This window comes from Methanococcus voltae (assembly GCF_017875395.1).
GTDB lineage: Archaea > AGJL01 > Methanococci > Methanococcales > Methanococcaceae > Methanococcus > Methanococcus voltae_C.
In genome coordinates, this window is sequence record NZ_JAGGMO010000003.1 from 81,985 (window position 1) to 108,624 (window position 26,640).

Genomic DNA, 26,640 nt, shown 5'->3' on the forward strand with positions numbered 1-26,640 from the left:
AATCACCCTAATAACGTAAAACCTGCGTATATAAATGCTAAAAATACCAAAAACATTAATAAATGTTCCAAATTTTCTAATTTATGGGCTATTTTTAATTTAGGTATCATTAATGCAATTAGTGCTAAAGCCGTAAATATAGCCAATGCCCAGGTTACGTCAATTTGTATAGTATTCACAGATAGTACCATTAAAAATACTACTATAGATGCTAATCCAATCATATGGCCGTATTTTTTCATAATAACACCGGGTTATTTTTTTATATAATATTAGTCGGTCTTTAATTGTATATTTGATAAATTATTTAATTTATTTAAATTAGATAATTTAGTGATTTAGTAATCTAATAATTTAAAATATTATTTTAAAATTTATTTAATGAATTAATCTGTATGCTAAATCAATTAATGTAAGCGAAGCAATTGAAATTTGAATCATTACTGAATGGTGTGGCGTTAACAGTGGCGATAATGCACAGATGAATGAAACTATAAAAGTTAATACTACCATGCTTAACAGGGCTACAGCAGGATTTAACACTAAAGGTCCTAGGAATAATGCTATAAACAACCATAATAGTACGAACCAGGCTAAAGCGTCACCTATCATAATTATACCATGTAATAATCCATAATGTTCCGTCATATAACCGCTTACGATATCTTTACCTTTTACAATACCAAAAGGGCTAAAAGGAGCTTTTGAAACCACCAACACAAATAATGCAAATGCACAGAGTGGTAATTGGAAAATTAAAGGACCATTTATAACTTGGTAATTAATAATATCTCCAATCATTAAAGTGTTTGTAACTATGTAGATTATACCAACTGCTGCAAAAAGTGGCACTTCTGCCGCTGCTGAGAAAACACTTCTCACACCACCCATTTTTCCGTAAGGGGAACCACTACTTAACCCGCATCCGTGTTCAACGATTTTTTGAAGGATATATAGCCCAATCATAATTAAGAGGGACGATTGGAATATTACGGCGATAGATAGAGCACTCATCCATACCATCATATCCATAAGCGCTACAAAAACATACAACGGATTACCTGCAGTTGAAGGAAAGGTAATTTCTTTGAAGTAAAATTTAGTTGTTTGTATCAAATACTGGATTATTGGAGGTCCTGGCCTTCCTTGTATACGAGCTATCACTTTACGATGGAATCCGAGTAGGGTGCCACCTATTAAAAAAGCATATAGCGTATATGCCAAAGAATTTATCATATAACTGATAGTTTCCATAATTACCACCCCCTAAATGGAATTTTGCCCATTTCTTTCCGTTTAGTACTTGGGTTTAATAAAATTCCTATTCCATATATTAAAAATGGTGTAGATACCGCCATTCCTAAATAAGAAAACAAATCGCCCAAATTTGCCAAATAAATATATAAATAGCCTACAATTCCGATTATAAGAGCAATTATACCACTTTTGAATTCTGGAGTCAATTTCACATTTTCACCAAAATGATGAGTACTTGTAATTTTATTTGTAATTTACTTATAATATAGTTGTAATTTAAGTTGTAATTTATTCATAACTTATTTCTAATAAGTAATTTTATAAATTTTAATATTGTAAGTAGTTATTATTTTAAAGTCAATATTGTTTACAGTGATTAATTCGATAGATTAGGATAAATCTCATATATTTAATTTATTTAATTATTAATTATGATATAGTCAATAAAATTTCTACAGTTCTTATAATTATCAGCAATGATGACAAGTGTATCATAAGAATATAAGGTGCCCCGGGAGCCCTAAACATTTCTGCTTTTGCTGCATAAAATGGTGCAACTCCAGTTTCCCCAACCATGCCTATCGCATATATTGCCTTTTGGAATAATAAATCATTATTTTGTTTTGCTAACTCTAAAATTGACAAGGTACCTGATTTTGCCAATATTAAAGCTGCTGCACCGAATAAAGGTAGTGAAGAAATCATTGCTATGATTCCGTAATGGAAAGCCGCATTTAAAACCCATTCTTTTTTTACTGCTGCTACAATACCTATGTTAGATAATCCAATTACTGCCAAAAATAGGGCAAAATTGAATATGTCACAGGTTAGCATTGCGAAAGCTGTTGCAACACCACATATAACCGACATTAGTCGTCTAATCTTTAATTCATTCGGAGTTACGTAATTATACTTATCTCCAAAACTGTTAAATTGGGCTACAACTTGTTTTTCAGGTTTTGAGAAATAAACTATTATTGTAAAAATAATAGAAACAATGAAGCCAATTATAGAGAAATCAGTTACATAAAACCGGATATCGCCAAGAGGTATGATTCCGTAGAGAAATCCAGAAATTGTACTAAACACCATCAAATCACCAATAAACACTTAAAACTTAAAAAGTGTTCAATATCAACAATATATTTAGGTTATAACAATTATTTGATATTTTAATTAATATAATGTCCAATATAATGGAATATATTAATAATGAATAATTAATATTTATCAATAATTTAAGTAATAAAGGATAATTAAAGTTAAGGTTTCCAAATGTGACCTATTAGTCCTAATTTAGAACCTACCTTCAATACAAGCCCTAATGACGCAACTAAAAGGAATACGGGCCATTTTGAAGGCATTATAAAAAAGCCCAAAAAGCCCAATACCCAAAGTGCCCATGCAATACCTGAAAACGAGATAAAACCATCCCATATGTTCAAAAAGTCTGCTTTAGTAATCTGTTCACCAAGCACTCGCTTTGAAAGTAAATAATAAATTAAACCTGACGCCATTACCGCCCCGCCCGTGAAACCACTCAATATTGCCCCATATATTATTAAAATTACTGCTAAAAATTTAGGACTTGTTTCCAAAATTTGCATTTTGGTAAAATTCACGTTTAAATTGGGACTTTCTTTGATTGTAAATTCTTCTAATAACTTAACCTTTCGGGATTTTGATTTACATCGTATTTTCTCGTCAGAAATATTTTTCCTAGAAATATATATCTCTGAAACGGCCAATAATTCTGCCATACCTACAACCAAACCAGGGAGGATTAAAGCTTCAGCAAGGTCGGAACCTACAGACGCTACAATTATTAGCATAGCCAATTCAACGACGTCACTAAGTATTATCATATTTACATCCCATTTTTCGCGAGAAATGGCATATAATGAAATAACACCAACAATTATGCCTACTATTATCGAATTACTATAAAACATACTTACAATGTCGAGTGGCATTTTTACACCTAATCGTAAATCTAATTACTTGTATTCTTATCTTATTATATTCTTATTTCCTTATTTTCGTATTTTATTATTTTATTATTTTATTATTTTATTATTTTAGTAGCCTATAATATTTTAATATTTATTTAAAGAATTATTAATGGTTATTTTTTTATTTAAAATTATTTTATACTTTATTATCTATTTCTTCCATGTTTTCGTCTTCATCCCTATTCCTATTTACGTATAACCATCCAAATACCATAAATGAGATTAATAGTGTTGAGGATTCAAGTACTGTATCCATACCTCTTGTATAGTACAATATTTCATCCAATATTCCACCAGGAGTTGAAACTATGGTTGTTCCGAAATAATTAGTATTTTGAGAAATCCAAGTTGCTAAAGGGGTTAGATATGCAGTTATTTGCCCCAAAATTGGTTCATTTTCAGGATATTGAGACTTTATATTTGCAGGCTCTTCGAGAGGTATCCCACCTCTATCATAGGGTGCCAATGGCGTTTTTAAAACCTGGCTCTGAATATCTGCCTTAGGATATAACTGGTCGCTGTTAAATTCAAGGGGCATAAAAACCATTATAAATAACGACAAACACAGAAAACCTGAAAATAATCTTGAAACAGTACTTGGTTTTGAAATGTAGTTCCAAGCGTCATTTATTTTTTTCATGTTATTCCTCCGTATTTTCTACTGTTTTTATAACTGCCCTAATTAAAACCAAACCAATTGCTGCATTAACTGCTAAAAAGGTCATTAATGCCAATGTATGATTATATGCAAGCAATATAAGACTAAGACCTATCGAAGGGACTTCCACATTTAGAAGTTTTTTTATGGGATCCTTTGACATTGGACCCATTACTGCCCCTATTGTGCCCAATATTAACAAAATATAACCTGTATATAAGGTATATTGCACAAGTTCCATGATATCACAATTTTAGCGAGTTTTGAGATTATATGTTTTTTATTTTAGATATTTTTAATTAAATTGATTGTTTAATTAAGTATTCGATTAATTACTTAGTCAACACAGGAATTTCTTTCGAATATCTTTTCTTATTTTTCAAAATATATTCGTATTTTACAATACCTAATAAAAGTATCACAGTTCCGATTGGTTCTAGAAGAGATGAAACAATTGCCACGTCCAAATACCTAAAAGAAACTATAAGACCTATTAAACCAGTTTCTAATAATGCAAACATTATTATTTTATTAATATTATCTGTGTGAACTATGGTACCAATACCTCCAAGCAAACAGCAAGCAATTGCGACTATAGCCAATAGTTCCATTTAATCACCAAAATCATTATTTGTGTATAATTATCCATATTATGAATATTAATGTGATTATTGTTATTATTTTAATATTATCGATAAAAATCGATTTAATTGGTAAAGAATTGATAATTATAGATATTTATTGAGTTTAAGTATTGATTTAATTTCTAATTTTAAGATATTATTTGAAAAATTCATCGTCGTCTTTTTCAAATTTATCAATATCTTGAAATTTATCTAATTCACCAATTGTATGAGCTATTGCATTACTCGATAAGGTAGCAAATACGAAGTAAATTATCGAAACTAATGCTCCCATTGGTGAATTTATGTATAGCGCAATTAGTGCTGCAATTGCAAAATTTAAACAACAAAGTATTGGCAATTTTAATGCCCTACTCTTTGTTAAAAACATCCTTGCAACACAAATTATGCCTATAAACCCTATTGTTAGAATTACTAAGCTTTCCATACTATCACACATGATGATATTTAATGTATTTATTTACTGTATCAACAATTATTCTAAGAATATTACTAATTTTTATTAAATTACTAAGATTATCAAGTTTATAAAATTATAAATTTACAAAACTTTTAAAGTTTTACCTACAGAATATAGTACTTTAGAAGCTTTTTCATGGCTTAAACCTTGTATTGTAAATATTGCAACCACCATTCCTGCAATAAAATACTGGGGTTCTACTAAACCGGTCAAACCACTTAATAAATATAGTATAAAAGTCATTGTGGTGGCTCCGATAGTTCCTGCATAACCAGTATCGTGGCATAGCCTATTTCCGATATATATCAAAAATATGGCGATTAATCCACCTTCTACGCCCATTGTGTAATAAAAGATTGAGGCCATAAGCGTACCTGCCGAAGCATCTGGTGAGCATACGATATTACCCATGAAATACCCGCCATTTAGGTTTCCACCGATTGATTGTATTTTTTTTCCAATTACATCGGCACCTTGAACACCTGGGGCCTTTGGAAGTCCAAAAATTGTATCAACAGTTACAAAATTAAACCAACATATTATAGATGCCATAAGAATATAGCCCGCTTCTAAAAGTATTGATGACATTTAAACACCCTTAATAAAGCCATTAAAAGATTTTATTAACATATTTTGAAAATATGCCGGAAATAATTCCAATAGATACTGCAACAACTACATCTATCTCGATGAATCTGTGCATTATTGCAGTTAAACCGACGGCTACGAATGGAGTGGGAAATAAAGCCGTAGATTCGAAAGAATTCATATCATAACTAATTTTTAGCTTCAATAAGTACGCAATTGTCATTGAAACTAAAACTGCTATAACAAATAATTCTACCATGATTACACCATTTAATAAAATTTAATATATTTATGATATTTGAAATATTTATCATTTTATTACATAGATATGTTTGATATCTAACACTTGGAATGTTAGTATTTTATAATTGAATTATAATAATTCGCTATATCATTAATTTACCAACAATGTAAGATTATACAATCTCCCCTGCACGAATATATCGGCGGAAGTTCGGATTTTGGAAATATTTGAATTATAGTCTTATTTTTTAAAGTATTGGAAACTTTTTTCTCCAATCTCCTAATATCTGCACAATCTAGAAGTACCACTTCCTTTTTATCAAAGTGTTTACCCTCAATTCTCATTTTTCCCCTGAAAAAATCTACTTTTTCAATTTCGATTACATCTACTCTTTTTTTCAATTCTTCAGAAAAATATTTTTTATCAATGATGTAAACCGGGTATCCTTCTACCTCTCGGCGACATTTGTGGTTTTTCTCATGCGTAATATCATATATAAACTCAACTATAGCAGATTCTAATTTAGTAAGTGATAATACATCCAGTAAATAAGATATGGGGTCTTCTTTAGATAGTGCAGTAGAGGATTTCAGCAAACCCAAGGTTAATGCCGCCGCATGGGCTTCCCCTATCTCCCTTTTACCTTTTTCAAGCATACTAAGATGTGATTGACTAACACCACTTTCATCTGCTAATTTAGATTGGGTTATTTTTAGTTTATTTCTAAATACTTTTATGTATTTTGGGTCGAGTAAAATTACTCTTTCAATAATATTAAGCTTAGAATACATATTATCTTCCATAATACTCAGTAACTTCTTTTATAGGATTAATTACGCGTATTCTTCAATTATACCTAATTTAATAATACAATTTATACTATTTTGAAAGTATTATCATATTTGGGTTATGTCCTTGAAATATGTGTAAATATTATTTCCTAAGAATATTAATATTCTTGTAGGATGTTGTATATATAATTTTTTACTTAAAATTCGGTAATATTTAATTGAAAATTAGTATTATGACCCATTTAATTATCATTAATTAATATCTAATTATATTTGATCCGATAAAGTAGATGATGACTAATAAAAATAAAAATAAAAATAATAAAAATACAAAGTATAATATGTTAATTTAATATGTTAATTTAATATAATATTTAAATAGAAATATGAATATTATTTATAAACTATTATTGTTAGTAATTATTGTTATTACTATTATTTTATGGGTGAAAATATGGAATCTAAAAAAGATGAGAATATAAAAAGCGGAATTAATCAAGTTAGCGTTATGGATTGCCCCATATGTCATGCGGAAAATGGCTTAAAAATGGTAACTCAGGAATTAGAGATACCTTATTTTGGAAAGGTTATAGAAACTACATTATTTTGTAAAAATTGTAACTACAAAAAAAGTGACATCTTCCCTTCAGAAGTTAAAGAACCTAAAAGATTTATAATAAAAATAAGCGAAGAATACGATTTAAACAAAAGAGTAATTAGAGGTTCCACAGGTCATATTTTAATCCCCGAACTTGGATTTGAAGTTTCCCCAGGACCAGCTTCAGAAGCTTACGTATCCAATGTAGAAGGCGTACTTACAAGATTAGAAGATGCCTTAAAAACACTTATTGGCTGGGTAGAAGATGAAAATGAAATAAAAAAAGCTAATGAACTTGTTGATAAATTAGAATTGGTTAAAAAAGGTAAATTATCAGTTACACTTATCATAGAAGACCCCCTAGGGCATAGCGCAATAATTGGGGATGGAGTTATCGAAGAAGATTTAACTGACGAAGAAATAGCAAAACTAACACATGATGTAGCAATTATGGAAAATGGCGTTCATGAATAACTAATGATAAAATAAAATGAATTATAGTGTAAAATATAAAATTGTATAAAATTTTAAATTTAAGATGAAACTTAAATTTTAAAATAACTTTTTTTTAAAAATAAAATTTTAATGTGTAAATTAACTTTAAGTGTGTAAATCTATGAAAATGTTTTTAAATTATTTTAGGCATGTAAATTTATAAATGAATATTTCGTATCTTTTTAAACTTTTTTGATTTCAAACTTTATAATACTTGGAGGAATATTATAAAATATTAAAGGATAACTTAAAATATCCATTTATTTAAGTTTTTGTAAATTTATTTAATTTTCTATTTTTTATTTTTTATTTTTTTATATTATCTAGTGTTGTCTAGCTTTCTATTTAGCATATGTATTTATTCTTTGTATTCTTTTGAAATAGCAATAGTTTATAGATAAGCATCAGCTTATTGTTCCCATATGGTATGTATATAGAGAGTGTGTTTTAATTAGATAGGTATAGGTTTTCAATAAGTAGATATAGTACGTTTTAATCTATCTTTGATTATATGGCATAGTTTAGTGTTTCTGTGTAAATTCATTTATACGCATGTCCTATTATGTAATGTAATACAACCAATTTATACATAATATATTAAACTAAAATCTATTATAATTCAATAATAGAGGTTTTGTGTAAATATTGTCCTTAATTCATATTTTAATTATGATAATACTTTATTAGAATATTGAACCGATTGCTGATTCAATCGCTCCTACATCGTTATTTTTTTGATTACGGTTGTTTTTATAGTTGTGTTGGTAGTTGTTGTTTTTAAATTCACTTCTATTTTCACAGTTGTAATCGCAGGTACAGTTTGCATTATTTAAATTGTATTTGTGCTGATAGTTATGATTATAATTATGATTATAATTATTTTCATAATTTTGACAACCTTCTGTGCCTGATTGGGTACAATCACAATTTTCAATTTGTAAAGCATTTGTTTTCATTCTTTGACCGTTTGAATTGTCAAAGCCATTTGCAAAAACTCCTGCAAGGCAAATTGATATGACCAATAAGGACGCTGTAATCTTTGTAAATTTACTCATTTATTGGCCCCCGGGACTTACTCCCGAAGAATACTTGGTTGAAACACTATATTATAAACTCTATTTTATAAATTATTTTTAAAATACACTAAATTTTCAAAAATAATGCTAGAAATTGGTTAAAATACAACTAAATCGTTAAGTATATAATATATAAGTTAGTAATTACTTTTAAAAATTAAAAATATAGACTCGTTTCAGTTATTTTGTAATTTAGAATAGTGGTTTCAAGATTTAAAATTACTCAAAACTCGTTTCAACATAACGTATAAAGTGTATTTCACCCTAAATATGCTGGGAGGTAAATAAAATGAAGAAAATAATTCTTGTAACCTTAATATGCATCATTGCATTTGTTAGTGGAGCAATGATATCTGCCAACATATTATGGAATGTATTTGGAGAGAATCTGGATGAAAATTTCAAAGACATTTCACCCCCATATACGGTTGGTAGTGGAGAACTATATGTATCCACAATACCTGGAGATTCTTTAGATGTAGAAATAAAGTATGCACTCATAAATATTTCTGAAGAAGACCCTGATAGTGTGGCTTATGATGCACAAGGTAACATACACATCATGAACAAATCGGTTTATGAAAAATTAAATAAGATGTTGAAAAAAGATGATAAAGAATTAAATTGGGTTTTAGTGCCAGATATTGAATATAGTAAAAATTCATCAGCACATCATATCATATATAGAATTTACACCTATGAAGATATAAGTAATTTAAATTTATCAAAACAACAAATGGAAAAAATATTTGAAATTTATCAGTTTGTTTCATTATCTGATGAAGAAATTAATCAATTAAACCTATCGAGTGAACAAAAGGAATATTTAAACAACACTGTTCAAAAAAATTTAAATCCTCAAACTCAAAACCATAATGCAAAAGGTTATGGAAATACAAAAATGAATAATCAATATAGCAACTAACATATTATAAATCATAACTAAGTGGTAATATGAACAAAAAAGATTTGGCATATGCGGTTATACTAGCAGGTTCGGTATTCTCCATATCAATTATGCTGTTTTCAAAAGGAATCACTTCCGTTTCAGTAGCCATTGGTAACGGAGACCCTGTAGCAATAGCCACGCCAAAAATGTATCCGCTTAATGAAGTAATATTGATGTTAGCGCTTTCAGCTATTGCCACGAATTGCTTTTCAAAACTTACCTGCATTGGTGACATTAAATATGAGCTAATAAAGAGTTTAGATGGTAGAAACCTTAAAACCAGTGAAAATTTAGATGAAGCACAATTTAAAAACAAGAGTACTGTTGAATCACTACCGCTTCAAATCGGCGGTGCAGGAACTGTAGGGACTGTAAAAACTGTGGAAAACGAAAATTTGAATTATTTTGAAGAAGAACCTTCACATCTAGAATTTGAAGAAAATGCCGAATTTGAAAATTTGGAAAATACCAATATTGATAAGAACTTTAACGAAGAATCGGAACCACTACAAACAATTGAAACTGAAAAAGAAGTTGAAAAAGAAACTAAAAAGGAAATTGAATTTAAAGTCGATGAGAAAAAATTGAAGAATTTAAAAGAAGATGAATTAAAAATATATAATTTATTGTACGATAGTGAAAATAAGGAATTACTACAAAATAAAATTGTTTTGGAAACAGGATTTTCAAAAGTAAAAGTTTCGAGAACCATTAGAAAATTAGAATTATATGGGCTGATAGTTAGAAAACCTTATGGAAATACCAATCGAATATCATTAAAAGGATACGATAAAAACGATATTTAAAGTAAAAAAATAATTATTTTACTTTAACTCATAAATTGTACTATTTTTTAATCTGGAACGTGTCTTTTTTATGCACGCATTAGCCAATACGGTAGTTGTCTTATTTTTATCTGCATCATTTGAATTGGTGATATCCAATAACACTTCACCATAATTTTTAGTAGTAGTATTGCAATCCACAGGACATTGTGAATACATATCAACATTTTCAAATGAGCAAGATAACTTACCACAAACATGTAATATCGGATTATAACTTGGTAATCCTTCCATGATTGATTTATATTGTTCAATTATTCTTTTATTAGATATTCCGCTATAATTTTTAAAAATTCTAGGTCCTACGATATCTAAGGTACCTACAGAATCAGAATAGGATATAATTTTAGCGCCGCTTTTCGCTCCTTCCACCATATAATTTACGATACCGTCTTCAATGTAATTTAATAGCTTCTTAGCATTTTCTGGATTTTTTCTAAGTTCTTTATAGAATATTTTAGGATCCATTAATGCAGAAACTACGGTAAAAGGTCCACAAATGTTCAATATTACATACTCTCCCGAATTAACTAATTCCTGAGCTGCAGTTATTACGTTATTTATCCTACCTTTTTTCATACTCAAATCTATATCCAAAATACTTTCAAAATCAGCCAATTCCTCATTTGAACTTATTAAATACTTATCAACTCTTGGACCGTATTTATTATCGCCCAATTTAATAATTGCACCAAATGCTTCAGCTTCTATAGTATTACAAAAAGGAAGTCTGCAAAACATGTCTTTTTTAACTTCTTTCATGGCCTTTGATAAGTTAATCATGTCCTGGAGGTTGTTGTGTGCTTCAGGAAACTTAAAATCACTGGCTATAGAATCAGGTATTGTTTCGAAATTATCACTAATACATTTAAAATCCGAATTTTCTTTATTATTTGTATTCATATTATCCATAATTTCACCAACTTAAACAATAACGCCATTAATTGTTTAAATTCTAATCTTATACGTATATACTTAAAATTAAGTAAAAAATAAATAAAAATAAAAATAAAATTTTGGGGTATAATTATGATTTATTTGAATTAATAACATGGGGGGTTGATTTGAAATAATTTAGGGGTTGCTATAATCTTAATTAATTTTTAATCAATTTAATCATGTTATATTATTAGCAAATATCATTAATTATAAACCCTTTTCTTTTGAGAAGTACACTGAAACAGTTGCTATTGCCATACCTATAGCTAAAGTTAACCATGCTGTTTGGTAACCTGCTATTGTAAAGCCACCTGCTGCTGTTATACCGTAACTTGCAATTATAGCACCACAAACTTGTTGTAATACTGCACCACCCACGAATGGGAAGAAGTTTAAGATAGCTGTTGAAGTACCTGCAATTGATATTGGGAATAATGATTTTACCTGACCATATGATACAACGAAGAAACCACCGAAGAAACCAAATAAGAAGTATAAAACTTGGTAAATCAAAGGATTATCTACGCCAGTTAAAGCCCATATTGCAAACCATAATGCAGTGTAGAGTACTGTACCAATTATTAATGTCTTTTTTCTTGATTTTAAAACTTTATCTGCTAAGTAACCTGCAACAGGGCATCCAAAGATAAGACCAAGACCTATAAACATTAAAAGTCCTGCATATGTTAATTTATCCCAGCCTAGTACATCTTGGAAGTATGGGCCTGCCCATAAACCTTGATAAGCCATTAAAGAGCCGTAGAAGAAGAAGAACCAAATACCTAATGCCCAGAATGATTTTTCTTTAACTACCATTTTCATAGCATCTTTAATACCAATAGTATCTTCAGCTTTAGGTGCTTCAGCCTTTTGAGTTTCTACAGCTAGTTTTGAAACCTCTTTACCGCTTTCTAAAGCTTCAACTTCTGCTATTGTTGGGAATCCCTTATCTGAAGGTTTATCTTTAATGAAAACGTAGGATAAAACTGCCAATAATACTGAAAATCCACCCAATCCTAAGAATACGGTTTGCCAACCTAATGAAGTGTTTAACATAGCTAAAGGAGCCGCTGCTGATAAAGCACCGATGTTACCTACAGCTAACATCACACCACTTTGTGTTGCAAACTCGTTTTTTCTGAACCAGGTTGCAAGTACCTTCATAATTGGAATATATACTGCTGCTACACCAATACCAATTAATAATCTACCTAAGATTACCATATTAAAATCTGTTGCTATACCAGTCAATAAAGCACCAATAGCAGCTACTAAGGTGAATACTGAAACAACCTTTTTAGGTCCATACTTATCTGCCAAAACACCGGAAGGTATCTGCATTAACGCATAAGCATAGAAGTATACTGAACCTAATAATGCTATTTGTCCAGCACCTACGCCGAAAGTGCTCATTAAATCTCCAGCCATAACTGCAAGAGATGTTCTGTGGAAGTAAACAAAGAAATAAACTATTGCAAGAACTGCAAACATTACCCATCTGTATTTCATCATTTTAGATATATTTTCTTTCGATAACATAATAGTACCTCAAAATTGAATTAAGCTATGATTAATCAATTTTCGGTTCAATAATTGTTATCACCAAGTCTCTCGTAATTCTATTATATCTAACTAATATATATAATATGGGCATTAGATTTATTAATAACTAAAAATTGATTAAATTAAAAAATAAAGTAAAAAATAATATAAAAATAATATAAAAATAAGTAAAAAAAATAATATAAGATAATGTAAAGATAATATGAAATTAAAAATTAAATAAATCGATGATTTCTTTTTCGTTTAAATCTTTACCAATTATGCAAATTTCAGAAGATTTTTTAGTATTTAAATTTTCAAGTTCGTAGTTATTTCCAACATAGTTAAATTCTGCATAACGTTGAACTTCTGGATTTTTCTCATCGATGTAATTAATATATCCTTTTCCCCGCATAATTAATCCATAATCATTAGATTTTAAAGATTCTACAGCATTTTTAAAAGATTCTACATTTAAAGGATTGTTAAAACTAACTAAAACACTTGAAACGCCTTGCATAGCCTTGTGGACATCTCCGATATAAAGTTCTTTTGAAATTGTTTCTTTACTATCATCAATGACTTTTAAAAACTTATCAGAGTCTATATCATCCCAATTTTCAGAAATAATTATTGCATTATCATTTGTTTCTTTTAAAGAATTTACAATATTATCTAATTCATTTTGAGTTATATACTGAGATTTACTGATAATTAACTTGTCTGCATTCTTTATTTGGTCGTTGAAAAAATCACCGAACAATTCAACTTGATCCAGGTAATTTTCACCATCAATTACAGTAATTGCAGAATTTAACGTACAATTATCTTGAATCTCTTTGTTATTATCGTCAAGTACAATCCCAATTATTTGGCTTAAAAGACCCATTCCTGTAGGTTCTACAATGATTCTAGTAGGTTTCATGTATTCAATGATATTTTTAAGAGATTTTAAAAAGTTTAATTTTAAAGTACAGCAGATACAACCTTTTTCAAGTTCTACAACATCTAAACCTTTATCTCTTAAGATATCACCATCGATACCAATATCCCCAAATTCATTCTCTATGATTACAATTCGTTCATTTTCTGTAGATTTAACCAATTTTTGAATAAATGTAGTTTTGCCAGAACCCAAATACCCAGATATTACGTCTATTTTTATTTTGTTCATATTACACCCCTTAATTTCAAATTAATTTAAATAATTCGTATTTTAATTTATATTTTATTATACATTATTTGTTAAAATTTAAAGCTTTGATAAATAAGTCTTCATACCCATCTTTCGTAGATAATTCACAATATTTTATTTTATTTGCTACGTTTTCCATATTTTTTCTAGAATCTTTAGATAATAAGCACATTAGCGCACCCATTTTGGAAGAATTACCAATGTATCGAACTTTATTCTTTAATTCTTTCGGAATTATGCCACTTCCCGCTAAGCTTTCTTCACTCAGGTGTTTTCCAAATTGCCCTGCAACTATAACTTCATCTAAATCTTGCATTGAAACGTTTAATTCATTTAATAAAGCTTCAAAACCTGATACAATTGCTGCTTTAGCCAATTGTACTTGCCTAATATCGTTTTGAGATATATAGATGTCTTTATGGTTTGAATTTGGATTAGCGTAAATTAATATGGCTCTTTTGCCATCTTTTTCGATAATACTATTTTTATAAATATCATCTACAGTATTTGGCGATTTTATACGTCCTGTCTTATTAACTAATCCAACTCTTACGATTTCAGAAATGATATCTAAAATACCGCTACCACAAATTCCCAAAGGTTCACAGTCCCCAATTACTTTTATATCCACGTTTAATTCGTTTGTGTCATTAGACTCATTATTGTCAGCTTCTTTGAATTTAAAACCTTCTATTGCACCGTTTGCTGCCCTCATACCACAGCTAATATTCATACCTTCTAATGCAGGACCGGCTGCACAAGAACATGCAGATAATTCGCCATGATTTGATAAAACTATTTCCCCATTAGTTCCAATGTCGATAAATAATACTAATTTATCGGTTTTTTCCAAATCAGATACTTCTACGCCAGCAACTATGTCTGAACCGATGTATCCAGAAACTCCGGGTAAACAATATATGTTACCAAATTTTGAGATATCAATATTTAAATCGGTTGCTTTCAAATACTTTGAATTTAAGAATATCGGTAAATAAGGGGATTTACCAATGGTTTTGGCATCAATATTTAGTAAAAAATGCAACATTGTAGTATTTGCAGATATTATAACTTCGTAAATATATTCTTTAGATATTCCTTGTTTTTTAGCTAAATCGGTTATCATTTCATTAATACATGCAATTATACTATCATGTAATAACTTTAGACCTTTTTCATTCTTTTTTGTAAAATCTATCCTTGAAAGTACGTCTAATCCGTATTGTTTTTGTGGATTGATTCTACTTTCTGAACAAAGTTCTTTTTCATTTTGTATATCGATTAAAGAAGACACTACAGTAGTTGTTCCAATGTCTATGGCTACTCCGTAGCAATTTGAACTAGAATTTAAAATTGAATCCGAATTTAAATCTGAATTTGAATCTATATTTTTTGAGTTATTTTCGTTTAAATTTTCGTTATCCCGAATTTCTATTCCTAATAAGTTATTTTCTGAAAAAATTACGTCAACAGCTATTTCTGATTCAGGGTTTAAATTTTTAGATAGTAATTCAGACAATCTTTGTACTGATGTTAAGATACCCAAATCATTTAAATTAAAATGTAATTTATTAACATCTAAACAATATCCATCATTTTTATCCATATTATTAACAGTATCATTTAATAATTTTAAAAATATTTCTTCAAAAGTTTTAATATTTTTATTCGTTAAATTTTCAATATCCATCATTTTTAGCGTATCTTTTGTTATAGGACAAGATATTTTCATAATGTTTGGATTATAGTTAAATTCTGGGATATATCCATCTGCTAAAATTTTATGGGAGCTACTCTCTTCATTGTTAGATAAATTAGCGTCATGTAGTAAATCTACTGTTAAATCATCATAAACATAAGTTAAACAACTTAAACGAACTCCAGAACTTAATTCATCTTCTGAAAGGTATTTTAATTCCTCAGGGGAAGGTTTTGAAACATTGTTTTCATTTTGATTTAAAATTTTAACTTTACATTTTCCACAAGTTCCGGCACCGCCACATGGACTTTCTACCTTTAAACTATTACTTTGGAGAATATTAAGCAGTAATTCACCATTGTAAAATTTTAAAACATTATTTTCAATGTTTGAATTAATTACTGTAATTATTGCCATTTTAAGCCTCTAAATGTAGTTATATAGAAAAATTTAAATTAGATATTTAATTATTAAATATCTAAGTATTTTTATTTGATTTTATTTGATTTTATTAGATTTTATTAGATTCTATTTTTATTATTGTGACATTTTAATCTTTTAAATTCGAATCCGAATTTTTTGCCGTATTTACCATTGCTTGGATATTTTCTAATTTCGTCCTAACGCCAATACCGCACGCAGGGGATAAAATATCTACTCCGAATTTTATACAAGCGTTGCTCATTCTACCTATTGATTCAGGGTTACCATTTTCTAAAGCAAATGTACTCACATTACCCATAATTGCTTTACCTGGCACATTCTCAACAACTTGCTTTACATCAGTTATTGAATCAAAACTGATTGCATCACTTTCTAAAGTTTTTATTTCGCCGTATATACTTTTTAATCTACCGCAAATGTGAATTATAGTACCAGTTTGAGCATAATCCTGTGTTTCTTCTACCAATTTATTTAAATAAGGCATAGCATATTCTTTAAACATTTTAGGTCCTAAAATTTCACCAGTACCACTTGGGTCAGAAATTGCCAAAACGTCAGCACCTGCTTTTAATTGAGCTTTACCAAATTTTATTAAATTATCTGTAACAAAATCCATGTATTCATGAACTTTTTCCGGTTTAGATCTAAGTTCTTTATAGTATGTAATTGGCTCCATTAATGATGAAGCTACACTTATAGGGCCAGTTAAATTTGCAACCACAGGTACATCTTTGTCTTTATTCTTTAAAATTTGTATAGAGTCCAATATTACTTTTTCTCTGCTTATATTTCCTTTTTCATCTTTTTCATCGTTTTTAGTCGATAAAATTTCATTTAAATTCGTGTATTCGGTTACTGAATTTATTGGATATTCTGTAACTCTTGGTTCAGTTGTTTCAGTACCCATTTTAACTTTAGCGCCCATTGCTTCTGCTTCTACAGTCATACAAAAAGGAACGCCGACATTTTCAAATCCGCCATTTTTATATAATCCATATGTTAAATCCGCCATTTTTTGGGGGTCATTGTGAGCTTCTGGCCAATATATGTTTGTAATATCCATGATATCTTTAACTATCATATTCATCATACCGCCAGGACATATACAAGGAGGCCTATCTACGGTTTCTTTCTCTTTTAAAACTGTTTTTAATCGTTCTTTAGGGGATATCACATAATCACCGTAACATGTTGTATGGTATATTGTATATATGTATAATATGGTATGTTGTAATTGTAATCATAATTTTAATTGTAAGTTAGAATACTTTTAAGTAATTAAGTAAATTTGAAATAAATTCTTTAAAATACATTAAAAATAATCTAATTTTAATAAAAATATTAAAATTAAAAATAATAAATTAAATATAGTCATAAAATTTCATTCTGAAATCAAATTAATTGCAAATTATTCTTCGTATTTGTTAATGCTTAACAAATATTCTAATTTTTCATCAGTTACTGGCCATCCTATTTCTCTAGCAGTATCCATCATAACGTCTATGTTTTCAATAGGTGTTTCTACAGGTAAACCACATCCTGACATGATTCCGTAGCCTTTTTTAGCTTTGTAACCTTGTTGAACGGATTTTATAACAGCTTTTCTTACTTCTTCTTTAGTTCCTGCGTACATTACTGCGGAAGGATCAACATTACCTGTTACTACCATTCTATCGCCTATTGTGTTAACACAATCTTCCATATCTGCTATATCATCAATACTAAATGCGTTAATACCCATATCTGCTATATCAGTCCATATTGCTTTAGTTTGACCGCAAATGTGAATTGAAACCCCATTGAGTTTTGATTTTATAAAGTCTACATATTTTGATAAATATGGAGCACAGTATTCTCTGAAGTGTTTAGGGCTTATAACAGTACATGAAGCCATAGGTTCTGCAATGCTTATGCCTACGCCAGTTTTTATAGCTGCGTCGGTGAATCTGATACAGTTTTCGAGTGATATTTCACATAACTTGTGAACTGATTCAGGGTCTTTTATCATTAATTTGGTCATTTTTTCAACGCCGATGATAAAACAAGCATTTGTAAATGGACCTACAATAAGTGCAGTACATGGAACTTCGTCTTTTAATTCTTCATGAACGTATTCCATTGCTTTTAAGTGAATAGGCAATCTTGCATCATTGTAAGGGTCAATTAAAGGTATTTTATCAATTTCTGAGATATCGTTTATTGCAGGCTCTAATAAATCAACTGTATCATCGTCAGGCATTTTCATTTTAGCGCCCATTGCTTCTGACAATAAAAATAAATCGGTGAATACTTTGGCACCGTCTGCACCAAATCTTCTATAGGTTGCAATAACTGCATCAGCCAAAGCTCTTGGATCTTTATTAAAATCTGAAATTTTACAACCTGAAATTCTTGCAATACCGTTTGAAAGGTTAGGGTTGCAAGGTAATCTATCAACTGGTTCGCCGTTTGCTTTTGCTCTAGCTCTTTGAAGAGGAGTCATCTTATCTTTCATAGTTTGCCTCATGCTACTAGTAAGTAATTTTTCGTATGTTTTGTTAATTGAAATTAAAATAAAATTAAAATTAAAAATTAAACCAAAACTAAAAAATTCTTTAAATGAATGGATATTTATTGGGAGTATTTAAAATATGTAAAATATGGATTTAAATTGTTTAAATTACTATTGAATTAATATTTAGGAGTATTAATGTTATATTTAAAGATTGAGAGACTTAAATAATAACAATATATGTTAAACCAATAATTTTTTTAATCATTATTTTGATTTTTGATTTTTGATTTTAAATTACTCGTATTTTGTAATAGCCATTAATTTTTCTAATTTTTCATCAGTTACTGGCCATCCTACTTCCCTTACTGTATCCATCATCGTTTGTATGTTTTCAATAGGGGCTTCTACAGGTAAACTACATCCTGACATTATAATAAAGCCTTTTTTAGCCTTGTAACCTTCTTTAATACTTTTTAAAGTTGCTTTTCTAACTTGTTCTTTGGTTCCTGCAAACATCACTGCAGAAGGGTCGACGTTACCGGCTACAGCCATTTTATCGCCCACTCTATCAGCACAAAGTTTTAAATCAGCAATATCGTCAATACTTAATACATTGACACCCATATCTACCAAATCATCCCATATTGGATCAGTTTTACCGCAGATGTGTAATACAATATTTCCTACACCTTTTGATTTCATATAATCAATCAAACGTTTAAGGTATGGTGCGGAATAATTTCTAAAGTGTTTAGGGCTTATTACAGTACAAGAAGATAATGGTTCTGAAATTGTAACACCCACGCCTTGTTCCAAAGCCGCGTCAGTTAATTTCATGCAGCTTTTTAATGAAATTTCGCATAACTTGTGAACTGATTCAGGGTCTTTTAATAACATTTTAGTCATTTTTTCGATGCCTATTAAAAAGAAGGCATTTGTAAATGGACCAACAACTGAAGCCGTTACTGAAACTTCGTCGCCAATTTCATCCTTAACTTTTTTCATGGCCCTTAAATGTACAGGTATTCTGCCATCGTTGTACGGGTCGATTATCTTTAAATCGTCTATTTTTGAAATATCGTCAATTGCAGGTTCTTCCAAATCTGCAGTGTTATCTTCAGGTTTATTAACCTTTGCACCCATTGCTTCAGCTATTAAGAACAAATCGGTAAAAACTCTTGTACCATCCATTCCAAACATCTTGTAAGATTTTATAACAGCATCCGCTAAAGCATCAGAATTACTATTAAACTCTGAAATTTTGTACCCTGCAATTCTTGCAATACCATTTCCAATGTTTGGGTTACAAGGTAACCTATCAATTGGTTCACCGTTTGCTTTTGCCTTGGCTCTTTGAGCAGGGGTCATTTTGTCGCTAATCATCTATATCACAATCTAATTAGATTTAATTACTTAATTATTAAATTAAATGCTAATGCTAAATATTACTATCAATTTTAAACTTAAAAATAAATTCAAAAAATTAATTTAATTTTGAATCTTTTAATTTTGAAACTAATTCTTTTGCAATTCTTGCAGATTTTGAAGCTTCAGGAGCATAACCGTCTGCGCCAATTTTATCAGCAAAGCTTTGTGAGATAGGACCGCCACCAACCATTACGATGGTATTGTCTTTCATTTTTTGTTCTTTTAAGATGTCAATAACAACTTTCATGTTATCCATTGTAGTTGTCATAAGTGTTGACAATCCGATTACATCTGCATTTACTTCTTTAGCTTTCTCTACGAATTCAATAGGTGGTACATCCCTACCTAAATCGTAAACTTCGAAACCTTGTGTTTCTAACATTATTTTAAACAAGTTTTTACCGATGTCGTGAGTATCCCCTTCTACAACACCTACTACTGCTTTCATTTTTTCATCATTTTCTGAATATTTTAAATGAGGTTTTAAAATATCCAACCCTTTGTACATCGCGTCAGAACATACTAATAATTCAGGTATGAAGTATTCCTCTTCTTCGTACATAACACCTGCTCTATTCATTCCATCTGCTAATCCTTTTGAAATTCCTTCAAATGCGTCGTATCCATTTTTAATATATGCTTCAGATAATTCTTCTGTTAAATCTTCATCCATTTCTAAAACGGCATCTGAAAGTTGCTTTATCATATTTTCTTGTGACTCTGTCATATTTGGCCTCATATATTAAGATTTTTAATAGGGTAATCATATTTATTAATGTTTAGATTATAGCACCCCATATTATGGTAATCAATATATTTATAATTTTCATTAGAAAACATAATATCGAATAAGGATGTAAAGAAATCTATTAAGAAGTACTTTAATTAAAATAAAGTTAGTTTTAATATATTTTTAAAAATGATAATATTTGAGGGATTAAATCGTCAAAAAATAGGATAAACTATAAAGAAATTATTGAGATTAGTATATTTAAATAAACAAATACTATTAGTTAAAATTTAAAAATACGGAATAAATAATAAGTTAATAATATTGTAATATAACAAATAGATTATTTATTTTGTATAGAACAATATTAGTAAGTCATGTAATGGTATAATTAACTAATTAATCAATAGTTAAGTAATTAATTAATTGTCACAACAATTGCAGAGTTTTGCCATACAGTATACGGGAGTACCGCCTTCTAAATGTGCATTAATACAGTCTTTACAGTTACCATAGTGAGGACACTCTGTGTTAGGGCAATTACAATTTTCATTCTTTATACAACATTCCATAATTTCACCAAAATATTTTTTATATTTCAATATTATTCATTTATTTTTAAAATTTTCTTGATTTGAAATATCAAATACTTGAATTATATATTCAAGGAAGTACACATATACTTAATTGTCAGCGAAATATTCAATTTTGAGATTAGTATATTTAAATAACCCTATTAAAATATTAGATATTATAAAATTATAGAATAAAATATTAAATTTAAAAATAAAATAAACTTAAAATAATTGATATCAAAATCTCGGGTAGACTATGAAACAAGAACGAGAATACAATTCAGACTATGAATCAATAAAAGATATTAAAAAAGATATAGTAACGTTATATGGGAAATTAAATAAATTAATAGAAAATATGGAGTTAACTACACTTGAAGAAGATGAAGGTGGCAAAAAAAGTATAATAAGCGATTTTAAGAATAATGAATATAAGGAAGATAAAGAAGATAATGACGATGAATTATACATAAATATTCAGAATGAAGAAAAGTTGAAAAAAAAGTATATGGGAGAGTTTAAAAAATTTTTAAAGAAAAACAAATTTTTAGACTTTGAAGGTGAAAGCCCCGATGAGATCATAGAACATTATAAACATAGAAGTACACTTAGCAAAAAAATACCACTATTTAACAAAGAATGTAACTATGAAAATAGTGACGCCCTTGAAAAACAGCACGCACTTATAAAATCATTAGGCGTTAAAGATACGGAAAATGAAATCAAAGAATTTATAAATATAGGGGAAAAAGAAACCTACGAAATATTAGAACCAATTTCAAACATTCACAGGTTAAAAATTGCAAAATCACTATTATATGCAAATCATAGTTTTTCAGAACTTTCAAACATTACAGGACTAAAATCTGGCAATTTATTATTCCATTTACAAAAACTGCAAAATTCGGGTATTATATTTCAAAAATTCGAAAAAGGAAATTACTATTTATCAAAAAAAGGAGAATATATTATAAAATCGCTTTTTAAAATTGTAAACGTATCTAAATTACTAGAATGAACTAAATAAGTTAAATATATTGGATATAATATAGATTAGATCATACATTACTATATAGATTAGATTACGTGATAAAAAAAATAATAATAATTTGGAAAATAAGTTATATAAAAAAGATAATCAAATATAAAATAACTATTCAATTATTTTTTAAGGTTTTTTCTTCTCCAGTTTCTCATTTTTGGGTGGCTTCTTACTGCACCTTTTGTTTTAGCTACTGCGAATAAAGGTACTCTTCTGTTTTGATTTAAAGCTTTAGCCAATCTTATTTTTTTACCTAATGGTTTATTGCTTGCCATAAAATTCACCTCTTTTTTAATCCGACCACTCTTGATTGGATGTGTTTAGGGAAGTAATCCAAAGGATTTTCGCCTCTTGACCTCAATACTGCCCTTATTTCGGTTTCATAATCCGATTTTAAGAGTTCTTCACTCTCTTTTTCTGAAATTTCGAAATAATTATTAACAAGATTTCTTAAAGTTTTATGTCCGAAACCCATAAGTGGAGTTATATACTGAATATTCTTTCTCATCTCTAAACTTTGAACTTCTGCGTGGCTTAACTTAGGGACTCTGTCGTCTCTCCTCGTACCATCTGCAATAACCTCAAAATCATCAGAAATAATATTCAATGTTTCTTTGTGAATGTATTGTATTCCATTTGATGGGAATCCATCATTTAAGATAATATCAACAGATTTTTCAAGAATTTCGCTATCCAAGCTTATAACCTTATGAGAATAATTTAATATTTTAGCAGTATTTTGAGCATGAATATAGGAATCCAAAACTCCAAAATTTATGGTCACTAATTCTATATCGTATCCTAGATTATTTAGAATTATAGCCGATAAGGAACTATCTTTACCGCCGCTAAACAATACATGGGCCTTACTATCCATATTATTGGTATTAATTGCATCCATTGTCTCACAAAGTTAACGTCTTGTTATGCTGAAACTTCTTTTAGGTTTAGCGCTTTCATGAATTTTATCAAGAATAACTCTAAAGTTGTTATCGTCTAAAGGAATAGGCAATCTTCCAGATTGTGCTAATTGAATTAATTGGTACTCAACTTGTTCTGCAAATTGAGGTTTTGCCATTTTTATCCTTGCCAATCTTGACCTTGCTTCCTCAGATAATATTTGTCTCATTATCTTTTGTTTTTGCATTTCTTGTTGTGCCCTTTGTTCTTCAAGTTGCTGTTGCATTTGTGCTTGAGCTTCAGGGTCATTCTGAATTCTTTGTTGCATTTCTGCTAACTTTTGCCTTTTTATCTCTTCAGGATCCATATAATCACCAACTACCAATCAATAATTGCATAATATTGAATTTATTATGTTACATTAATATAATTATACCGTAACTCTTGTATTATAATTATCTATGTAACTATATAATATTAGCCATTTAAATAATTAAAAGCTTTAAAGTTGTAATTACATATTTGCTAATATTATGGCAGTATTTTAAATTTAAAAGTTTATTTAAATGTTTAATTAAAAATTTAAATTTAAATGCAATCATTTTGTAGTGTTGAATAATTATTCGTTTGAAGCGTCTGAAACTTTTTTAGCTACGTTGTCTAATAATGCGTGTCCTTTTGGTGAAATGATTCTACCGCCATTTTCAGCTTTTAAGATTAACTCTTTTGCTTCTAATGCCTGTAAAGCTTTTCTGATGATGTTACCGCTACCTTTTACAAATCTTTCAGGAGCACATCCTCTGTTTTTTCTTCCGCCGTAAGCACTTCTTAATCTTTCAACGCCAACTGGTCCGTTCATGTTAACTTTTCTTAAGATTGAAGCACATCTTACAAACCACCAGTCTGAATCGTCTGGTCTTCTTTCTTTGTGTGCACCTGTTTTAACATATAATGCCCATTCTGGCTCTTGAACGCCCATTTCTTTTAATTCTTCTGCTAATTTTTCAATTAATTCGTTTGGAGATACTTCGTAAACTGTTACCATGTAAACACCTCTTTTTCTAATATGATCCATCGTTCGAATAGCTGACGATCATGGATTCGTAGAACTAATAAATATATTATTAATCTTTCCTAAATACCGAGCAGTTTTACTATGTAGTACAAGTATATAATAGTTTCCCCCATCTAATAATAGTGATATAATATTGATATAATTGAGATATAATGGACATACACCAAATTATAAGCCATTATCTGATAAATTAAGCTTTGATAGCTATTATCTGATAAATTAAAAGTTTTTGATTCGTTAAAAAATTTTATAATGCCGTTGTTATATCATTGTTATTATAAGCTTATTAAAAAAATATGACATAAAAATAATAAATAAAAAAATTTAGAAAATACCCAATACAAAATGAGCTATAACTAATACAATAACCAAAATTAAAGCAACTTTAATCATTAGCTTCATTGTTTTGAAGAATAAACTTAATAATACCCAAACTATAATTGCTACGATGAGTACTCCTATTATAGATACAAAATCAAACATGTTATCACAATTACTTTTTATAAATATCATATTAATTACGATAATTCTATATAATATTTAATTAATTCCCCTATTTATAATAATATTATATGATAAATGTATTTAATAAATAGATATGTAATAAATATTAAATATCTTACAGTATATTCGCAATTTACGTAAATTATTTTTTATCATCCAATATTTGATGTACAATGTCCTTAAATACATTGTCTGTTATTTCTACGCCACTTTCGCGGGTTTCTTTAGTTTTTTTAACAATTTCCCATAAATGCTCCCTATCTGTTTCAATTCCTTGTTCCATTAATCGGCTTGCTACTGCCTTGCAACCAGAATGTTTACCCAATATGATTTTTCTCTCTTGTCCAACTACTTCAGGCAATACTGGTTCATATGTTAATGGATTTTCTAAAACGGCGTCTACATGAATTCCACTTTCGTGATAAAATACAATATTACCAACTATTGGCTTATTTTCTGCTAACTTTATTTTAGAATATTCTTCAACAGTTTGAGACAATGATTTTAATTTTTCAGTTTTTAAACCCATATCATGCTCGTAAAGTGCCTTTAAAGTCATTACGAATTCTTCTAAAGGTGCATTTCCTGCACGTTCTCCTAAACCATTTATGGTAGTTGATACAGCTTTTGCCCCACCCATAAGTCCATATATGGAGTTAATAGCTGCTAAACCAAAATCATTATGGCAATGTACGCCAATATGTGCTTTTTTAAGAGTATTACTTAATTCTGAACATATAAAATTCATAGCTTGAGGTGTAGCACATCCCACAGTGTCTGCTACGTGCACCCTATTTGCTCCGTGCTCTTCTGCATTTTTATGAATTCTAAGTATGTCTTCAATAGGAGTCCTTGTTGCGTCCTCTGCTGAAAAAGCCACGAAAAGTCCGTGGTCTTTCGCATATTCAATGGCATCCATTCCCATTTGCTCTACTTCATCCAATTCTTTGTGTAATTTATATTTCAAGTGCATAGGAGATGTTGCAATAAATGTGATAATACCATCTACATCGCATTCTAAAGCCTTATCGATGTCATCCTTTACAACCCTACAAAGCGCCAAAATTTCTGCATTTAAGCCTTCAGAAGATATGCTCTTGATAATATCTCTTTCAGAAGCAGATACTACGGGGAAACCTGCTTCAATCTGTTTAACACCCATATCATCAAGCTTTTTAGCAATATCCAACTTATGCTCTTTTGTAAAGCATATTCCCGGTGTTTGTTCACCATCTCTAAGTGTTGTATCGTATAAATAACAGTCCTTTAAATCTAATTTAGGATTATAAGGACATGTGGCTTTCCATTCCATAAAGAATTCCTCCCAATTCTTGCAATTACTGTTTAAATTAATTTGACAATCACTTAATTAGTGTTTTAATTATTGTTTTAATTATTGTTTCATATTTTAAAATAGCTTAAATATTTATAAAAATAATAGCGAAGTTAAAAAATA

General features: G+C 29.2%; 32 protein-coding genes. 4 read left to right on the forward strand and 28 right to left on the reverse strand.

Going from position 1 to position 26,640, the window contains the following annotated elements; genetic code table 11:
- Nucleotides 1–2 precede the first annotated feature (2 nt).
- The 12 genes from J2127_RS04560 to J2127_RS04615 all read right to left on the reverse strand — a co-directional run bounded on the left by J2127_RS04560 (nt 3) and on the right by J2127_RS04615 (nt 6,654).
- On the reverse strand, nt 3–242 hold the full coding sequence (locus tag J2127_RS04560) for a hypothetical protein (protein ID WP_209732389.1): 240 nt from the start codon (nt 240–242) through the stop codon (nt 3–5).
- 136 nt (nt 243–378) lie between these two features.
- Nucleotides 379–1,254: a respiratory chain complex I subunit 1 family protein gene (locus tag J2127_RS04565; RefSeq protein ID WP_245326464.1), complete on the reverse strand. Its 876-nt coding sequence runs from the start codon at nt 1,252–1,254 to the stop codon at nt 379–381.
- A 2-nt stretch (nt 1,255–1,256) separates the two neighbouring features.
- Entirely contained in the window at nt 1,257–1,469 is a 213-nt protein-coding gene (locus tag J2127_RS04570; RefSeq protein ID WP_310572594.1) for a hypothetical protein, read from the reverse strand.
- Nucleotides 1,470–1,686: 217 nt separating this feature from the next.
- Nucleotides 1,687–2,349: a hypothetical protein gene (locus tag J2127_RS04575; RefSeq protein WP_209732390.1), complete on the reverse strand. Its 663-nt coding sequence runs from the start codon at nt 2,347–2,349 to the stop codon at nt 1,687–1,689.
- A gap of 170 nt (nt 2,350–2,519) precedes the next feature.
- The gene (locus J2127_RS04580; RefSeq protein ID WP_209732391.1) at nt 2,520–3,230 is read right to left on the reverse strand and encodes an EhaG family protein; all 711 of its coding nucleotides are present in this window, start codon (nt 3,228–3,230) and stop codon (nt 2,520–2,522) included.
- Between the two features lie 175 nt (nt 3,231–3,405).
- Complete coding sequence (locus tag J2127_RS04585) at nt 3,406–3,909, reverse strand: EhaF family protein (protein WP_209732392.1); 504 nt, start codon at nt 3,907–3,909, stop codon at nt 3,406–3,408.
- 1 nt (nt 3,910) lies between these two features.
- Nucleotides 3,911–4,168: an EhaE family protein gene (locus tag J2127_RS04590; RefSeq protein ID WP_209591208.1), complete on the reverse strand. Its 258-nt coding sequence runs from the start codon at nt 4,166–4,168 to the stop codon at nt 3,911–3,913.
- Nucleotides 4,169–4,259: 91 nt separating this feature from the next.
- Nucleotides 4,260–4,538, reverse strand: a complete 279-nt coding sequence (locus J2127_RS04595; RefSeq protein ID WP_209732393.1) for a DUF2108 domain-containing protein — start codon at nt 4,536–4,538, stop codon at nt 4,260–4,262.
- 169 nt (nt 4,539–4,707) lie between these two features.
- The gene (locus J2127_RS04600) at nt 4,708–4,998 is read right to left on the reverse strand and encodes a DUF2109 domain-containing protein (protein ID WP_209591210.1); all 291 of its coding nucleotides are present in this window, start codon (nt 4,996–4,998) and stop codon (nt 4,708–4,710) included.
- A gap of 114 nt (nt 4,999–5,112) precedes the next feature.
- Nucleotides 5,113–5,619, reverse strand: coding sequence for a hypothetical protein (locus J2127_RS04605; RefSeq protein ID WP_209732394.1), 507 nt, complete (start codon nt 5,617–5,619; stop codon nt 5,113–5,115).
- 22 nt (nt 5,620–5,641) lie between these two features.
- Nucleotides 5,642–5,899 carry an energy-converting NiFe hydrogenase A subunit EhaA gene (ehaA, locus tag J2127_RS04610; RefSeq protein ID WP_432442926.1) on the reverse strand — a complete coding sequence of 86 codons (258 nt, stop codon included), beginning with the start codon at nt 5,897–5,899 and terminating at the stop codon, nt 5,642–5,644.
- A 119-nt stretch (nt 5,900–6,018) separates the two neighbouring features.
- Nucleotides 6,019–6,654, reverse strand: coding sequence for a helix-turn-helix domain-containing protein (locus J2127_RS04615; protein WP_209591213.1), 636 nt, complete (start codon nt 6,652–6,654; stop codon nt 6,019–6,021).
- A 454-nt stretch (nt 6,655–7,108) separates the two neighbouring features.
- Here J2127_RS04615 and J2127_RS04620 point away from each other — a divergent pair, with 454 nt between their 5' ends.
- Nucleotides 7,109–7,726 carry a ZPR1 zinc finger domain-containing protein gene (locus J2127_RS04620; protein ID WP_209732396.1) on the forward strand — a complete coding sequence of 206 codons (618 nt, stop codon included), beginning with the start codon at nt 7,109–7,111 and terminating at the stop codon, nt 7,724–7,726.
- 704 nt (nt 7,727–8,430) lie between these two features.
- On the opposite strand, the gene J2127_RS04625 is transcribed toward J2127_RS04620, so the two are convergent.
- Nucleotides 8,431–8,802 (reverse strand): hypothetical protein, encoded by a 372-nt coding sequence (locus tag J2127_RS04625; protein ID WP_209732397.1) that lies wholly within the window; start codon nt 8,800–8,802, stop codon nt 8,431–8,433.
- A gap of 310 nt (nt 8,803–9,112) precedes the next feature.
- Here J2127_RS04625 and J2127_RS04630 point away from each other — a divergent pair, with 310 nt between their 5' ends.
- Nucleotides 9,113–9,748, forward strand: coding sequence for a hypothetical protein (locus J2127_RS04630; protein WP_209732398.1), 636 nt, complete (start codon nt 9,113–9,115; stop codon nt 9,746–9,748).
- Nucleotides 9,749–9,777: 29 nt separating this feature from the next.
- The gene (locus J2127_RS04635; RefSeq protein ID WP_209732399.1) at nt 9,778–10,578 is read left to right on the forward strand and encodes a helix-turn-helix transcriptional regulator; all 801 of its coding nucleotides are present in this window, start codon (nt 9,778–9,780) and stop codon (nt 10,576–10,578) included.
- A gap of 18 nt (nt 10,579–10,596) precedes the next feature.
- Here J2127_RS04635 and J2127_RS04640 read toward each other — a convergent pair whose 3' ends face one another.
- The 9 genes from J2127_RS04640 to J2127_RS04680 form a co-directional block, all read right to left on the reverse strand.
- Nucleotides 10,597–11,529 (reverse strand): uroporphyrinogen decarboxylase family protein, encoded by a 933-nt coding sequence (locus J2127_RS04640; RefSeq protein ID WP_209732400.1) that lies wholly within the window; start codon nt 11,527–11,529, stop codon nt 10,597–10,599.
- A 234-nt stretch (nt 11,530–11,763) separates the two neighbouring features.
- Entirely contained in the window at nt 11,764–13,095 is a 1,332-nt protein-coding gene (locus tag J2127_RS04645; RefSeq protein ID WP_209732401.1) for an MFS transporter, read from the reverse strand.
- A 232-nt stretch (nt 13,096–13,327) separates the two neighbouring features.
- Nucleotides 13,328–14,272: a CobW family GTP-binding protein gene (locus J2127_RS04650; RefSeq protein ID WP_209732402.1), complete on the reverse strand. Its 945-nt coding sequence runs from the start codon at nt 14,270–14,272 to the stop codon at nt 13,328–13,330.
- A gap of 64 nt (nt 14,273–14,336) precedes the next feature.
- Nucleotides 14,337–16,409 (reverse strand): ASKHA domain-containing protein, encoded by a 2,073-nt coding sequence (locus J2127_RS04655; protein WP_209732403.1) that lies wholly within the window; start codon nt 16,407–16,409, stop codon nt 14,337–14,339.
- Nucleotides 16,410–16,542: 133 nt separating this feature from the next.
- A complete protein-coding gene (locus J2127_RS04660) occupies nt 16,543–17,610 on the reverse strand; it encodes a methylcobamide:CoM methyltransferase MtbA (protein WP_209732404.1) in 1,068 nt (355 codons plus the stop codon).
- Nucleotides 17,611–17,844: 234 nt separating this feature from the next.
- The gene (locus J2127_RS04665) at nt 17,845–18,930 is read right to left on the reverse strand and encodes a uroporphyrinogen decarboxylase family protein (protein WP_209732405.1); all 1,086 of its coding nucleotides are present in this window, start codon (nt 18,928–18,930) and stop codon (nt 17,845–17,847) included.
- Nucleotides 18,931–19,224: 294 nt separating this feature from the next.
- Nucleotides 19,225–20,313: a uroporphyrinogen decarboxylase family protein gene (locus J2127_RS04670; RefSeq protein WP_209732406.1), complete on the reverse strand. Its 1,089-nt coding sequence runs from the start codon at nt 20,311–20,313 to the stop codon at nt 19,225–19,227.
- 100 nt (nt 20,314–20,413) lie between these two features.
- Nucleotides 20,414–21,085, reverse strand: coding sequence for a corrinoid protein (locus J2127_RS04675; protein ID WP_209732407.1), 672 nt, complete (start codon nt 21,083–21,085; stop codon nt 20,414–20,416).
- 425 nt (nt 21,086–21,510) lie between these two features.
- Entirely contained in the window at nt 21,511–21,660 is a 150-nt protein-coding gene (locus tag J2127_RS04680) for a hypothetical protein (protein ID WP_209732408.1), read from the reverse strand.
- A gap of 259 nt (nt 21,661–21,919) precedes the next feature.
- Between J2127_RS04680 and J2127_RS04685 the strand changes: the two genes are divergently transcribed.
- Nucleotides 21,920–22,681 (forward strand): winged helix-turn-helix domain-containing protein, encoded by a 762-nt coding sequence (locus J2127_RS04685; protein ID WP_209732409.1) that lies wholly within the window; start codon nt 21,920–21,922, stop codon nt 22,679–22,681.
- A gap of 143 nt (nt 22,682–22,824) precedes the next feature.
- On the opposite strand, the gene J2127_RS04690 is transcribed toward J2127_RS04685, so the two are convergent.
- The 6 genes from J2127_RS04690 to J2127_RS04715 form a co-directional block, all read right to left on the reverse strand.
- A complete protein-coding gene (locus tag J2127_RS04690; RefSeq protein WP_209591228.1) occupies nt 22,825–22,980 on the reverse strand; it encodes a 50S ribosomal protein L39e in 156 nt (51 codons plus the stop codon).
- 5 nt (nt 22,981–22,985) lie between these two features.
- The gene (locus tag J2127_RS04695) at nt 22,986–23,606 is read right to left on the reverse strand and encodes a DUF7411 family protein (RefSeq protein ID WP_245326465.1); all 621 of its coding nucleotides are present in this window, start codon (nt 23,604–23,606) and stop codon (nt 22,986–22,988) included.
- 12 nt (nt 23,607–23,618) lie between these two features.
- Nucleotides 23,619–23,972, reverse strand: coding sequence for a DNA-binding protein (locus J2127_RS04700; RefSeq protein ID WP_209732410.1), 354 nt, complete (start codon nt 23,970–23,972; stop codon nt 23,619–23,621).
- Between the two features lie 252 nt (nt 23,973–24,224).
- Nucleotides 24,225–24,650 (reverse strand): 30S ribosomal protein S19e, encoded by a 426-nt coding sequence (locus J2127_RS04705; protein WP_209732411.1) that lies wholly within the window; start codon nt 24,648–24,650, stop codon nt 24,225–24,227.
- A gap of 354 nt (nt 24,651–25,004) precedes the next feature.
- The gene (locus J2127_RS04710) at nt 25,005–25,163 is read right to left on the reverse strand and encodes a hypothetical protein (RefSeq protein WP_209732412.1); all 159 of its coding nucleotides are present in this window, start codon (nt 25,161–25,163) and stop codon (nt 25,005–25,007) included.
- Nucleotides 25,164–25,326: 163 nt separating this feature from the next.
- Nucleotides 25,327–26,496 (reverse strand): homocitrate synthase family protein, encoded by a 1,170-nt coding sequence (locus J2127_RS04715; RefSeq protein WP_209732413.1) that lies wholly within the window; start codon nt 26,494–26,496, stop codon nt 25,327–25,329.
- Nucleotides 26,497–26,640: the final 144 nt, after the last annotated feature.

Bases quoted from the DNA above. Each gene is read 5' to 3' on its own strand.
- J2127_RS04560 (WP_209732389.1), bottom strand. From the start codon at position 242: ATGAAAAAATACGGCCATATGATTGGATTAGCATCTATAGTAGTATTT.
- J2127_RS04565 (WP_245326464.1), bottom strand. From the start codon at position 1,254: ATGGAAACTATCAGTTATATGATAAATTCTTTGGCATATACGCTATAT.
- J2127_RS04575 (WP_209732390.1), bottom strand. From the start codon at position 2,349: ATGGTGTTTAGTACAATTTCTGGATTTCTCTACGGAATCATACCTCTT.
- J2127_RS04580 (WP_209732391.1), bottom strand. From the start codon at position 3,230: ATGCCACTCGACATTGTAAGTATGTTTTATAGTAATTCGATAATAGTA.
- J2127_RS04585 (WP_209732392.1), bottom strand. From the start codon at position 3,909: ATGAAAAAAATAAATGACGCTTGGAACTACATTTCAAAACCAAGTACT.
- J2127_RS04590 (WP_209591208.1), bottom strand. From the start codon at position 4,168: ATGGAACTTGTGCAATATACCTTATATACAGGTTATATTTTGTTAATA.
- J2127_RS04595 (WP_209732393.1), bottom strand. From the start codon at position 4,538: ATGGAACTATTGGCTATAGTCGCAATTGCTTGCTGTTTGCTTGGAGGT.
- J2127_RS04600 (WP_209591210.1), bottom strand. From the start codon at position 4,998: ATGGAAAGCTTAGTAATTCTAACAATAGGGTTTATAGGCATAATTTGT.
- J2127_RS04605 (WP_209732394.1), bottom strand. From the start codon at position 5,619: ATGTCATCAATACTTTTAGAAGCGGGCTATATTCTTATGGCATCTATA.
- J2127_RS04615 (WP_209591213.1), bottom strand. From the start codon at position 6,654: ATGTATTCTAAGCTTAATATTATTGAAAGAGTAATTTTACTCGACCCA.
- J2127_RS04620 (WP_209732396.1), top strand. From the start codon at position 7,109: ATGGAATCTAAAAAAGATGAGAATATAAAAAGCGGAATTAATCAAGTT.
- J2127_RS04625 (WP_209732397.1), bottom strand. From the start codon at position 8,802: ATGAGTAAATTTACAAAGATTACAGCGTCCTTATTGGTCATATCAATT.
- J2127_RS04630 (WP_209732398.1), top strand. From the start codon at position 9,113: ATGAAGAAAATAATTCTTGTAACCTTAATATGCATCATTGCATTTGTT.
- J2127_RS04635 (WP_209732399.1), top strand. From the start codon at position 9,778: ATGAACAAAAAAGATTTGGCATATGCGGTTATACTAGCAGGTTCGGTA.
- J2127_RS04640 (WP_209732400.1), bottom strand. From the start codon at position 11,529: ATGGATAATATGAATACAAATAATAAAGAAAATTCGGATTTTAAATGT.
- J2127_RS04645 (WP_209732401.1), bottom strand. From the start codon at position 13,095: ATGTTATCGAAAGAAAATATATCTAAAATGATGAAATACAGATGGGTA.
- J2127_RS04650 (WP_209732402.1), bottom strand. From the start codon at position 14,272: ATGAACAAAATAAAAATAGACGTAATATCTGGGTATTTGGGTTCTGGC.
- J2127_RS04655 (WP_209732403.1), bottom strand. From the start codon at position 16,409: ATGGCAATAATTACAGTAATTAATTCAAACATTGAAAATAATGTTTTA.
- J2127_RS04665 (WP_209732405.1), bottom strand. From the start codon at position 18,930: ATGAAAGATAAGATGACTCCTCTTCAAAGAGCTAGAGCAAAAGCAAAC.
- J2127_RS04670 (WP_209732406.1), bottom strand. From the start codon at position 20,313: ATGATTAGCGACAAAATGACCCCTGCTCAAAGAGCCAAGGCAAAAGCA.
- J2127_RS04675 (WP_209732407.1), bottom strand. From the start codon at position 21,085: ATGACAGAGTCACAAGAAAATATGATAAAGCAACTTTCAGATGCCGTT.
- J2127_RS04680 (WP_209732408.1), bottom strand. From the start codon at position 21,660: ATGGAATGTTGTATAAAGAATGAAAATTGTAATTGCCCTAACACAGAG.
- J2127_RS04685 (WP_209732409.1), top strand. From the start codon at position 21,920: ATGAAACAAGAACGAGAATACAATTCAGACTATGAATCAATAAAAGAT.
- J2127_RS04690 (WP_209591228.1), bottom strand. From the start codon at position 22,980: ATGGCAAGCAATAAACCATTAGGTAAAAAAATAAGATTGGCTAAAGCT.
- J2127_RS04695 (WP_245326465.1), bottom strand. From the start codon at position 23,606: ATGGATGCAATTAATACCAATAATATGGATAGTAAGGCCCATGTATTG.
- J2127_RS04700 (WP_209732410.1), bottom strand. From the start codon at position 23,972: ATGGATCCTGAAGAGATAAAAAGGCAAAAGTTAGCAGAAATGCAACAA.
- J2127_RS04705 (WP_209732411.1), bottom strand. From the start codon at position 24,650: ATGGTAACAGTTTACGAAGTATCTCCAAACGAATTAATTGAAAAATTA.
- J2127_RS04710 (WP_209732412.1), bottom strand. From the start codon at position 25,163: ATGTTTGATTTTGTATCTATAATAGGAGTACTCATCGTAGCAATTATA.
- J2127_RS04715 (WP_209732413.1), bottom strand. From the start codon at position 26,496: ATGGAATGGAAAGCCACATGTCCTTATAATCCTAAATTAGATTTAAAG.